At 53.5% G+C, this 11,806-nt stretch carries 8 protein-coding genes; all 8 read left to right on the top strand.

All coding sequences use genetic code 11. The features are described 5' to 3' along the window. Positions 1 to 8 precede the first annotated feature (8 nt). The 8 genes from SCARR_RS07810 to SCARR_RS07775 all read left to right on the top strand — a co-directional run bounded on the left by SCARR_RS07810 (position 9) and on the right by SCARR_RS07775 (position 11,789). The gene (locus SCARR_RS07810; protein ID WP_168433111.1) at positions 9 to 1,625 is read left to right on the top strand and encodes a sulfatase family protein; all 1,617 of its coding nucleotides are present in this window, start codon (positions 9 to 11) and stop codon (positions 1,623 to 1,625) included. A 22-nt stretch (positions 1,626 to 1,647) separates the two neighbouring features. Beyond that, positions 1,648 to 3,177: a sulfatase family protein gene (locus tag SCARR_RS07805; RefSeq protein WP_136060927.1), complete on the top strand. Its 1,530-nt coding sequence runs from the start codon at positions 1,648 to 1,650 to the stop codon at positions 3,175 to 3,177. An 86-nt stretch (positions 3,178 to 3,263) separates the two neighbouring features. After that, positions 3,264 to 4,667: a sulfatase family protein gene (locus SCARR_RS07800; RefSeq protein ID WP_168433110.1), complete on the top strand. Its 1,404-nt coding sequence runs from the start codon at positions 3,264 to 3,266 to the stop codon at positions 4,665 to 4,667. 309 nt (positions 4,668 to 4,976) lie between these two features. Continuing rightward, positions 4,977 to 6,329 carry a sulfatase-like hydrolase/transferase gene (locus SCARR_RS07795; RefSeq protein WP_136060925.1) on the top strand — a complete coding sequence of 451 codons (1,353 nt, stop codon included), beginning with the start codon at positions 4,977 to 4,979 and terminating at the stop codon, positions 6,327 to 6,329. A 27-nt stretch (positions 6,330 to 6,356) separates the two neighbouring features. Beyond that, entirely contained in the window at positions 6,357 to 7,871 is a 1,515-nt protein-coding gene (locus SCARR_RS07790) for a sulfatase family protein (RefSeq protein ID WP_168433109.1), read from the top strand. Positions 7,872 to 8,217: 346 nt separating this feature from the next. After that, a complete protein-coding gene (locus tag SCARR_RS07785) occupies positions 8,218 to 9,375 on the top strand; it encodes a hypothetical protein (RefSeq protein WP_136060923.1) in 1,158 nt (385 codons plus the stop codon). A gap of 105 nt (positions 9,376 to 9,480) precedes the next feature. After that, positions 9,481 to 11,445 (top strand): sulfatase family protein, encoded by a 1,965-nt coding sequence (locus tag SCARR_RS07780; protein ID WP_136060922.1) that lies wholly within the window; start codon positions 9,481 to 9,483, stop codon positions 11,443 to 11,445. Next, on the top strand, positions 11,442 to 11,789 hold the full coding sequence (locus tag SCARR_RS07775; RefSeq protein WP_136060921.1) for a hypothetical protein: 348 nt from the start codon (positions 11,442 to 11,444) through the stop codon (positions 11,787 to 11,789). The genes SCARR_RS07780 and SCARR_RS07775 overlap by 4 nt, the downstream gene beginning before the upstream one ends. The last annotated feature ends 17 nt before the right edge of the window (positions 11,790 to 11,806 follow it).

Genomic DNA, 11,806 nt, shown 5'->3' with positions numbered 1-11,806 from the left:
GGAGCATTATGAACAAAGGCACAGTAATCAGTTTGATTTTGGCGTTGGCGCTTGGAGCCGTGGCCGAACCGAAGAAACCCAACTTTGTGGTCATTTTCACCGATGATCTGGAGTTTGTGAACCTGGGGTATTACAGGAATACCAAAATGGGGAGCCGCTGGTTGAAGCCGGGGATCACCCCGCCGGTTCATACACCGCACCTGGATAAGCTGTTCCATGAAGGGATGGTTTTTTCTCGGGCCTATGTACCGTCGCCCGTCTGCACGCCCAGCCGTTTCTGTATGTTGACTGGGAAATATGCGTCCCGAAGTGCAGAGTTTAATCGTTCCGAACAGGTACATATCGGTTGGTCGCCCTGGCTGAGAAAAGATGAGCTGACGTTTCCCAAAGTGCTGCAGAAAAATGGCTACACGACGGGGCTTGTCGGCAAATGGATGGTCGGTGGGAGCCATAACGAGCTTTGGCCGAACACGCTCAACCCGAAAGACAATCCGCGCGACCCGGATGTAAAACGAAAACTGTTGGAAAACTATTTGTCCGCCCAAAAAACGGTTAAACGACTCGGCGGATTCGATGTGGTGGATCGCCTCTATGCCTCCAATATTAACTATGTCCGTATTCGCGAGCTGGATGCGCATAATCAGGAGTGGGTCACCGAAGGGGCGCTCGAATTTGTTGAGCAGAATAAAGACAATCCCTTCATGCTCTACCTGGCCACCACCACGCCGCACGGACCCAATTCGCTTGATTCGATTGACGCCGACCCGCGGATTACGCCGCTCGGATACCTGGATGAAGCGCCGAATGTTCAGCCGTCACGGGAGAGCGTCAAGAAACGGGCGCTGAAAGGATGGACCGATAGGGTTGCGAAAAAGGCGAGTTCCACCCATCCCGAGTGGGCCAAAGGCAATGCTGTTGCATCGACATGGATTGATGACTCTGTGGGCGCGGTGCTTGAGAAGCTCGATGAACTGGGGCTCGATGAAAACACGGTGGTCATTTTCACATCCGACCACCAGTGGCGCGGAAAGCTGGCACTCTATGAAAGCGCGCACGTTCCCTTCGCTGTCCGCTGGCCAGGCAAAATTAAATCAGGCGTTGAATGTGATGCACTGGTCTCCACCCTCGATATCGCCCCGACCTTGTTTGAGATGGCTGGCATTCAGCCGCCCGCATCGATGCCGCTCGACGGCATGAGCTTCCTGCCGCTGCTCAAAGGGGAAACGCCGTCCGGCTGGCGCGACTCGCTTTATCTTGAAATCACTACCACCCGCGCGGTGGTGAGCGACGACGGATTTAAGTATATCGCATGGCGTCTTCCGCCCGACCTTCTCAAGCTGAAGGGTGAAGGAAAGGTCTTGAGCCATTTCGGATTGTGGGTGGATGACCCGCAGTATAAAAAGTGGTCGATTGCCGATCGGCCGCCGCGCTACCGGGTTGGCGTCGACTTCCCGTTCTATTACGACGTCGACCAGCTCTACGACCTCAAACGCGACCCGAACGAGCAGGTGAACCTGGCGAAGAATCCGGAATATGCTGCACTGCTGCAAAAAATGAAGAAAAAGCTGAAGGGTTATTCGAACGACTTGCCGCACGCCTTCGGAGAATTCAAGCAGAAAAAATAACGCAACTTTAAGGGAGAATGAGATGAGTAGAATCATAAAAGGAATACGGATTATAATCGCAGCGGGTGCACTGGCTGCGGCGGCATCGACCGCCGCGCAGAAGAAGCCCAATATCGTCATTTTTCTGGCAGACGACTATGGCTATGGCAGTTCCAATTGCTATGGAACCCCTGAGTCAGTGCTTAAGACGCCCCATATTAATACGTTGGCAGAAGAGGGCATGCGGTTTACGCAGGCGTATGCTCCGGCTGCTGTGTGCTCGCCGACCCGCTACGCCATGCTTACTGGTCGGTATTGCTGGCGAACCGGGATGAAACGAGGGGTCGTCAACGTCTGTGACCGGCTGCATATTGAAGAGGGCCGATTTACGCTCCCGCAGATGCTGAAGGATGATGGCTACCGCACCGCTGTAATCGGGAAATGGCATCTGGGCTTTGGTGAGCAAGAGGGGAAACGTGCCGATCCGGAAAGGTATTTTAAACCGATTACGAAAGGGCCGCTTTCGATCGGCTTCGACTACTTCTTCGGCCTTCCGCAGAACCATGGAGATTTCACCGGGATCTATATGGAGAACCATGATGTGTACGGGCGCAGGTCCTTCGATAAAATTGAAATTGAAGGCAAGTCGCCATACGGACAAGAGTGGATGGGCGTGGATGCTCCGCAGCGGGTCGATGACGAGGTCATGGATGTCCTGACGGAAAAGGCGGTCGATTGGCTTAATCAGCAGCCGGACGATCAGCCCGTGTTTTTGTATTTTTCCGCACCGGCGGTACATGCTCCGGTCACCCCGTCCAAGCGCTTTAAGGGCACGTTGGCGGCCGGGCCGTTTGCAGAGTTTATTCAGGATCTGGACTGGAGTCTCGGCGAGATGGTCAAGGCCTTTGAAAAGAGCGGTCGGCTCGAGAACACCCTGTTCATCTTCTCGAGTGATAACGGGGGTGTTTACGGAGACGAAATCAAGACGTGGGATCGTGAGGTCCCAGATACGTGGCAGCTGAAAAGCCAGGTGACCCAGATGCGGCAGGCCGGCGCGGAAGTGAATGGTATTTATCGAGGCGGGAAGCAGGATCCGCTTGAGGGTGGAACCCGCGTGCCTTTCATCGTCTCCTGGCCGGGGCATGTTAAAGCGGGTACGGTGAATGACGACAAAATAAGCCTGGTGGATATGACCGCCACATTGGCCGAGCTGTTGAATATTGAAATCCCCGCGAAAGAGCTTGGCGCAGAGGACAGTGTGAGCGTGCTGGATACCTTTTACGGCAAGCCCGTTGATCGCGATGCGCTCGCAACCTGCATTACGCACAGCGGGTCCGGTACCTTTGCTCTTACGCTCGGGAAATGGAAATATATCGAAGGGGTGGAGGTTGCGATAAAACGTAAAAAAATGGATCCTCCCGGTACAACCTGCCAGAACACCAGAGCTCTGTATGATTTGGAAAAAGATCCGCACGAGGACAATAACCTGATTGAAGCAAATCCCGAAGTCGCAGAGAAAATGCAGGCACTGCTGGATCAAACCAGAACTCGCTCCTTTTCACGCAAGCATTAATCTATATTTTTCACCGGATAGGTTCGAACTGCAGGAAATCCTAAATTCGAAGCATCCAAATCCGAAACAAAAAAATGGGAGAAAGTATGAGAAAACGTTGGTTACAAAGTCTTGTAGCACTGGGAGTGTGCGCATTTGTTTGTGGTGCATTTGCGGAAAAGCCGAATATTATTTTCATTCTGACGGATGATCTGGGTTATGGCGACCTAGGGGTGATGGGGCATCCCTATGTTCAGTCACCCAATATCGACCGGTTGGCGAACGAAGGGATCCGGCTGGAACAGGCGTATGCCGCTGCGGCCTGGTGCATGCCCAGTCGGGCGGCGTTTATGAACGGGGTCTATCCGGCACGGGAGTTTAATAAGACCAGAGTGCTTTCCGCGGATCGGCTCACGCTGGCGAGCATGCTGAAAGAGGCGGGTTATGCTACCGCCCACTTCGGAAAATGGCATATGGGAGAAGGCAAGGGGGCACCGCCTCCCGCTGAGTACGGAATTGACGAGAGTTTTACGAAGTATAGCACCGGGCCGGGATGGACGGACAAGGAGATGAAGGAAAAGCATCACCGCGAAAAAACGGCGGCGCGTTATGTTGATCTCTCTATTGATTTTATGATGCGGAAAAAGGATCAGCCCTTTTTTATCAACCTCTGGGTGCATAACCCCCACGCCGTTGTGAACCCGACCCCGGAACAATTGGCGGTCTATAAGGATTTGGAGGTATCGATCGCTGATTTCGAAAATCCGCTGCAGCGCGAATTTATGGAGTTTGTTTCCAAGTATGGAAATGTGCAGAAGGCCATGCGTGCTTTTTGTGCGGATGTGACCGCCGTCGACAAAGAGATTGGCCGTCTGCTCGACAGCCTCGCTGAACTTGGGCTTGAGGAAAATACGATCGTGGTTTTTTCGAGCGACAATGGCCCGGCTCCGTTGTTGAAAGTTGGGGAATGGGATCAGATTGTCCCGCGGTATAAGAAAGATCCGAACTTGATGAACAGTCTCGGCTCCGCCGGACCCTATCGGGATCGAAAAATCGCATTGCATGACGGGGGGATTCACGTCCCGTTTTTCATTCGCTGGCCCGCGAAAATTAAACCCGGCATCGACCGCAATACGGTGTTTTGCGGAGTGGATCTGGTTCCCACGCTTGCCGGACTGGTCGGTGCGGTTGCTCCGGAGGGAATGGATGGCGAAGATCTCAGCACGGCGTGGCTTGGCGCTCCGCAAGCCCGGGAGAAAGCGCTCTTGTGGAGCGATACTTCCGCATGGCTCGCATTGCGTGATCGGCAGTGGAAGGCGCATCTTCAGGGGGATACGGTTCGCCTCTACAACTTGGATGAAGATCTCTCGGAGTCGAACGATCTGGTTGGCGCTTATCCGGAGATTGCCGCGAAATATTTTAAAACGCTCAATCAATGGGAGGCCTCGATCTATCCGAAAAGGACATCAAAATCCAAAGTAGGCGGCAAGAAAAAGAAGCGTAACGATTAGAACCTGCGTGCCTTTAATGGATTAAGCATCAGGTAGCAGAAAGAACCTCGAGCAGAATCGGTACAACGGACGCCAGATCGTTAAGCGAGAGCTTGGAACAGAACCAGCGCACGAGGTTATTTAAATTATTTTTCATGGGTATTCCCTTGGTTGGATTTACCCACGATTTCATTCACTGATGTTCAGTATTTTGAAGACAAAAGAGGGGGCGAACCCGAACGGGTCGGGTTGCTCCCATAAACATTGATTGAAATAACAAAACAGGGTTCTGGGGTTTTACAGAACCTTTCACCGGCAAGGGAGTGGTTTATGAAAAAAGCAATTTATTTATTCATCGCAGGCGTGTTGGTTTCGTTATCAGCAGGGGCTGGGAATTCCAGACCGAATATTGTTGTGATTGTTTCGGACGATCAGGGCTATGCAGATGTGAGCTATAATCCTCACAGCCCAAAGGAGGTCCAGACGCCGAACATTGACCAGCTGGCAAAATCGGGCGTCGTCTGTTCGGCGGGCTATGCCTCGGGCTATGTCTGCTCGCCGACGCGCGCTGGGCTGATCACCGGCCGCTACCAGCAAAGGTTTGGAATTTATACCGCCCAACAGGGCGGATCGGGAATGCCGCTCGATGAAACCTGGTTTCCGGTGCACTTGAAACAGGGGGGCTACCGCAGCGGTGCATTCGGGAAATGGCACCTTGGTCTGACGATGGACTATCACGCGCTCAATCGTGGGTTCGACTATTTCTACGGCTTTATGGAACGCGGGGCGCATGACTACTTTCATCTGAAGCCGAAGACGGATAAAGGACGGGTGCACCCAATCTATCGGAACCTGGATGCTGCTGAGAATGAGGAGGGCTATCTGACGACTCTCATCACCCAGGAGGCCGTCAATTTTATCAAGCGCGAAAGCGACGGGCCGTTCTTTGCCTACGTGGCCTACAACGCAGTGCATTCGCCCGCGCAAGCACCGGCGGAGGATATCGCACGTTATAACACGGGCGATGAGAAGCGAGATATTCTTATGGCGATGCTTTACCATCTAGACCTCGGCGTTGGCGAAATCGTCAAGGCGCTGAAAGAGGCCGGCGTTTATGAAAACACGCTCATTTTTTACCTGAGCGACAACGGGGGTGACAAAGGGATGAAAGCCAGTAACGCTCCGCTGAGCGGCGCTAAACATCAGGTCCGTGAGGGCGGTATTCGCGTTCCCTTCATTGTTTCGTGGCCAGGCAGGTTACAAGCGGGAACCACGTGCGATGTGCCGGTTTGGTCGACGGATATTCTGCCAACATCGCTGGTTGCTGCGGGGCTGGAAGCGCTGCCCGGCTCCAAACCTTTCGATGGGAAAAACATCCTTCCGGCACTGACCGGAAAAAGCAATAAGATCCACGATGCGCTTTACTGGTGCAGCGGCAGTGATGGCAAGTGGGCGGTCAGGAAGGGGGACTGGAAATTTGTATTCACCCTCGGAAAGGTTGCCCTCTACGATCTATCGAAAGATATTGCTGAGGCCAATAATCTCAAGGATGCGCATCCCGAGAAGCTGCAGGAACTGCAGAAACTATACGATGCCTGGTTCGCGGAAATGGGCGATCCTTCTGAAGGATCAAAACATTGGGTTGCGGGGAAAAATAAGAAAAATAAAAAAGCGAAGAAGTGAGGGGTTGAGATGATGAAGACGAGAAATATGAAATGTGCACTATTGAGTTCCATGGCGGTGATGGTCCTGATTTCTACGGGGCAGGCGGCGGGTGAAAACAGGATTCCGGCCTCTGGTAAAAAACGTACCGACAAACCGAATATTGTCGTATTTCTGGCTGACGATTTCGGGACGGGGTGCATCAACGCCTACGGCGCAGATGAGCAGTTGGTGCGGACGCCGCGCCTTAATCAGCTGGCGAAGGACGGCATGCTCTTCACCGAGGCCTATGCGCCGGGCTCGGTTTGCACGCCGACGCGCTATGCCATGCTGACCGGGCGATACGCCTGGCGCGGGCGGCTCAAGTCCGGAGTCGTCAATCCCGGCGATCCGCTGCTGATCGAAGAGGGCCGACGTACGGTGGCCATGATGTTGCAGGAGCAGGGCTACCGTACGGCGCACATTGGTAAGTGGCATCTGGGCTACACTCGTGAGGTTAAGACGCGTAATTATGCCGCGCTTGAACATGTTTCGCCGGGACCGAACGATATCGGCTTTCACTATCATTTTGGACTGCCTAACAACTTGGACGACCAAACGCGCATCTACATGGAAAACGACGGGATTTATGGATTGCGTTCGCGCCGGGTGAATCCGTATTCCAAGAGTTTTTACGGCAGCCAGTATCACGGCTACGATGCGCCGCAGCGACAGCGGGAAAAGGTGACGCAGGATCTTAACGCTTGCGCCCGTAAATGGGTACGATCCTCTATTGAGGAATATCCTGATCAGCCGATGTTTCTCTATTTTGCCGCCGCTGCAGTGCATCATCCGATTGAGCCTTCTGCCCAGTTCCGCGGCACCAGTCCGGTCGGTGCTTATGGCGACTTTATTCAGGAACTGGACCACTCCGTCGGCGAAGTGATGGATGCGCTGGCTTATGCCGGCGAGATGGATAATACGCTGTTTATCTTTTCGGCCGACAACGGTAGCGATGCCCCCGGTAACGGCCGGCCGGAGGGGTTCGCGATCGATGCCGGGTTGAAGATCAATGGCGAGCGCAGGGGCGATAAACATACCATATGGGAAGGCGGCGTGCGTGTTCCGTTTATCGTACGCTGGCCGGGGCAGGTGCAAGCGGGGCAGGTGTCTGACCGCCTCGTCAGCTTGGCGGATATCTATTCCACGCTACAGCATATCGTGACCGGCAAGCCGGTCAGCGGTTTCGATGATGCGCCCGACAGCTTCAGCTTTGCCGATGAAATTTCGCGTTGCAACCACGCCGGCCCGATGCGTAAGCATGCCGTGTTGAATAACGTGCATGGCATCAAAGCGCTGCGCATGGGCAATTGGAAATATATCGAAGGCATGAATGATGAAATTGGCGAGTGGGCTCGCAAGCGGGTTTCGAAGGCTGAAGCAGAACCCGGCCTCTATCAACTCGATAAGGACCCGATGGAGCAGAACAACGTCATCGACCAGTTCCCCGAAGTGGTTGAGCGGATGAAGGCGCAATTCCAGAGCATTCGGGAAACCGGCTCCGAGCGCAAAGTCTCTCAGTAAGGTTGGAAAATAAGATGGGTGCAGGACAATTTTGTTTTCTGCCTAAACTCCCTTTTCTTCATTGCTTGGAAAAATCCGTCCGCAAAGTTCCAAGGGTTGGGACAGCCTTTCAGGAAAACGTTTGCGTATCATGCTTGAATACGGGGTGTCTATCTCCGTTTTTCGGATCCTTCTTAAGGATCTTACTGCGATTAAAATAGCGTAGATGGCGTTGTTCTTGGCTGAGGATAAAAAAAAGAAAACGTTTGCATTTCGGGGGCGATGGGGCTATGTTGCTTGACAATGGATTGTGGGTCGGTAGGCGAGTTGCCTACATAAATGGTACAGTGCATAAAAGGAGAATGAGATGAGATCGTTATTCAGAAAAGCAACCTTGTTCGGGCTGGTTGTATGTGCGGCGGGGCAGTTGAGTGCGGATACGGTGGGCTATTGGCGTTTTGAGCCGGGCGCTGTAACGAATGATTCCAGCGGAAACGGGTTGGATCTGACGCAACTGATTGCGGGTGCCTCCGGTGGAGGCGGCATCGGCTATCCAACGGGAGTGGCTCGCAATGAATCCGGAGAAGGCTCGTATTTGCCGACCATCCCTCAGAGCGGGGTGACGAACGCCGGGGTTTCTTTTTTTAATACCAAGGGGAATCACTGGTCCGTTGGCGATACGAACCTGTTCGATTTCGGAGCCAACGCCTTTTCGTTCGAAGCGTTTGTGACGCCAGCGACAGGGAATGGGTTTCAAATTGTTGCTTCAAAGGCTGAAGAGTGGCGCGTAACGGTTAATGAACTATATGGCGATCTTGCCCTAGCGGTATGGGATCCTTCCATCAGCAACTGGGCGATTGCGCAGGCCAGGCTGGATGGGACGAACTCTTTTACGGGATCGGTTGATTATTATATTGGAGTCGTCGTGACACCCGGAGCAACAGATACGTCTGTCACGCTCTATTATCAAAACCTGACCGATGGCGGGGATCTGTTGAGCGCGGAGAGAACCATTGCCGGGGTGACTGCCATTCAGAACACAACGAATTCTTTCTTGCTGAATGGCGATGCAAACCAGAGGGCTGTCCGCTACATGGATGAGGTGCGCATTACCAGGCGCGTCCTGGCGCAGTCGGAACTGCTGATCAGCCCTGGCACACCTGAGCCCGATCCGAGCGGGTTTGATCTGTTTGTCGACACGTATGGCCTTTCCGGCGACCCATCCTCCAATGCGGACGGTGATGAACTTACGGACTGGGGCGAGTATGTCTTTGGCGGAAATCCGACCAATTCGGGGGATATCGGAACGCAGCCTTCGTTGGTTTCCGGGGACTACCTGTTCTCGATTGTCGGCGACAACACCCTGCAGTATTATGTACTGACAAACATCAATCTGGTCGTGGGCAGTTGGGGAACCAATATCGGCCCCGTTGCGATCACCGACGAGAGCGGAGAGCTGGGCAGTTACACCAATGTTGTCGGAACCGCGGACGACGAACTGTTCATTAAACTGCTGGTAGAATAAGAATCGTTGTCTCACTTGGATTGCCCCTGTTTGTGCCTGGATGTTCGGGCACAAGCGGGGGTTTGTATGTGACGATATCAGTTGTTGAAATTGAACGGGGTGGATATGAATTGTTTGTTGCGTAAATATAGTGGTTTGGTTTTCGGTCTTCTCCTGATCGCTGCGGTGGTCGCACGGGGCGGTGAGAAGCGTCCGAATATTCTGTTTATCTTGACAGACGACCATCGTTGGGATGCGATGGGGTTTACCGGGGCTTATCCCTTTCTGGAAACCCCGAACATGGATCGGCTGTGCTCCGAAGGCGCGTATATTAAAAACGCATTTGTGACGCTCTCGATGTGCGGTCCCTCGCGGGCATCGTTTTTAACCGGCATGTATCCGCATAGGCATGGGGTCAAGGATAACGAGAGTCATCGCGAATGTGATTGGATGAAGACTCCGTCGTTCGGGCAGTATTTGCACGATGCGGGATACCATACGGGCTATCTCGGTAAGTGGCATATGGGGCACGGCAATGATCCGCGCCCGGGATTCGATTTCTGGGCGATGTTTTCGGGGCAGGGCAACTATGTTGGCAACGACCTGAATGTGAATGGAAAACCGGTGCATGAGCCGGGCTATGTGACCGATGTGCTGAACCGTTACGCGAAAGAGTTCATTCAGATGGATCGCGGCGATGCGCCGTTCATGCTCTACCTCTCACACAAGGCGGTGCACCAGCCGTTCGATCCGGCCGAGCGGCATAAAGAGCTGTACCCTGATGCACATTTCCCCGCGCCGGAAACGTTGAGGGAAAACCGTGAAAATAAGCCGGATTGGCAGGGGAAGATTTCCTGGGAACAGACGGTGATGGTGAATGGGGAGCTCAACTCCGCAGTACCCAACACCAAGCTGCTTGGGTGGGATGAAAAGACGGGATTCATCGGCCGCAACAGGAAATATCTGCAATGCGTTGCGGCGGTCGACGAAGGCATCGGCGAAATTCTTGATTTGCTCGAAAAACGCGGCGAGCTGGATAACACCTTCATCGTTTATGCCGGCGACAATGGGTATATGCTTGGCGAGCATGGGCGCAGCGACAAGCGCGTGGCGTATAATGATTCGATCCGCATTCCGATGCTGGTTCGTTATCCGGAACGGATTGCACCCGGAACGACGATTGAAGAGATGGTGCTGAATATCGATCTGGCCCCGACGCTGCTGGAACTCGCAGGTGCGAAGATTCCCTCCTCGATTCAGGGAAGCTCAATGCTGTCGCTCTTTGCCGGAAACCAGGCCGGATGGCGCGAAGGATTTCTCTATAACTATAACCGGGATCTCCAGCCGCTGCTTCCGACCATTGTGGCGTGGCGCACGCCCGACTTTCTTCTTTCAACAACGCCGCTTCGTAAAGACCTGAACGAGTTGTACGATTTGCGGTCCGACCCGCTGGAAAAAAACAACTTGATCAACCATCCCGAATATGAGCAACGGCGCAAAGCGCTGCTGCGGGATATGGAGAAGGAAAAGAAAAAGCTCGGCTTCACGCTCGATGTGCCCGATCCGCACCCGGACCGCTGGAAGGTGGAACGCGAGATGGATTTTGTGCACGCCCCCGCTTCCGTTGATTTTTCGCCGGAAAAACAGGACGTGCTTTCAAAAAATAGAAATGTGGATCTGCGTTACGGCACCGCCCGGTTTGATCTCGATTTTGTGGCGGAATCCGATGGGATGGTGCTGAGCCAGACCCGGGAAAATAACGGGATCTGGCTTTATGTTCAGGATGGAAAGGTGAACTTCTGTTATCACAACCGGAAGTTTTCATACATCGCTCGGGACGATCTTTCTGTGCTCGGAAAACCTGCCCATGTGGTGGTCCGGTTTGACAATGCCTCCTCATCGTTTTCACTCTCCGTGAATGGCCGTCCCGAGAAATCTGGGTGGTTTGTGAATCACTACAAACCGTTGGGTAAAGTTCCGCCGCCCCTCACGCTCGGTAAGCCGCGGAGCACTTCCCCTAAACCTGTCGCGCTTCAGAAGGGAATCGAGGGCGTGATCAAACAGATTTCTGTGTCTCAAACGAATAAATGATTGCCTATTTCGCGTCCCTCGGTTTTTCTGATCAGCCAACCGATCATCTGAACCTCTTTATTGACACGGGGTATAACGGACACACTTTTCCTTCGGCAACGGTGCCGTTTGGTGCGGTGGTTCCGGGGACTGAAGCCGAGCCGGGAACGGGCTATCGCTCGCGCTTTTCCCACGATGACGAGGCGGTAGAGGTCGGGTATTATCAGGTACGCCTGAAGAATTATAATATTAATGTGGAGCTGACGGCAACCGAACGGGTAGGCATGCATCGGCATACCTTTCCGGGTGGCGCGCCCCGCCAGATCCTCATGGATCAGGAGCGTCGCGCAAAGAGGAAGAAATAATCGAAAACGAAATCGTA

The sequence above is a fragment of the Pontiella sulfatireligans genome, assembly GCF_900890705.1.
Taxonomy (GTDB): Bacteria; Verrucomicrobiota; Kiritimatiellia; order Kiritimatiellales; family Pontiellaceae; genus Pontiella; species Pontiella sulfatireligans.
The sequence above is the reverse complement of the archived record's forward strand: the minus strand, read 5'-3'. Positions and strand labels throughout refer to the sequence as shown.

What these genes read in the sequence shown, in the direction of transcription:
- SCARR_RS07810 (WP_168433111.1), top strand. Translation starts at nt 9, where the DNA reads ATGAACAAAGGCACAGTAATCAGTTTGATTTTGGCGTTGGCGCTTGGA.
- SCARR_RS07805 (WP_136060927.1), top strand. Translation starts at nt 1,648, where the DNA reads ATGAGTAGAATCATAAAAGGAATACGGATTATAATCGCAGCGGGTGCA.
- SCARR_RS07800 (WP_168433110.1), top strand. Translation starts at nt 3,264, where the DNA reads ATGAGAAAACGTTGGTTACAAAGTCTTGTAGCACTGGGAGTGTGCGCA.
- SCARR_RS07795 (WP_136060925.1), top strand. Translation starts at nt 4,977, where the DNA reads ATGAAAAAAGCAATTTATTTATTCATCGCAGGCGTGTTGGTTTCGTTA.
- SCARR_RS07790 (WP_168433109.1), top strand. Translation starts at nt 6,357, where the DNA reads ATGAAATGTGCACTATTGAGTTCCATGGCGGTGATGGTCCTGATTTCT.
- SCARR_RS07785 (WP_136060923.1), top strand. Translation starts at nt 8,218, where the DNA reads ATGAGATCGTTATTCAGAAAAGCAACCTTGTTCGGGCTGGTTGTATGT.
- SCARR_RS07780 (WP_136060922.1), top strand. Translation starts at nt 9,481, where the DNA reads ATGAATTGTTTGTTGCGTAAATATAGTGGTTTGGTTTTCGGTCTTCTC.
- SCARR_RS07775 (WP_136060921.1), top strand. Translation starts at nt 11,442, where the DNA reads ATGATTGCCTATTTCGCGTCCCTCGGTTTTTCTGATCAGCCAACCGAT.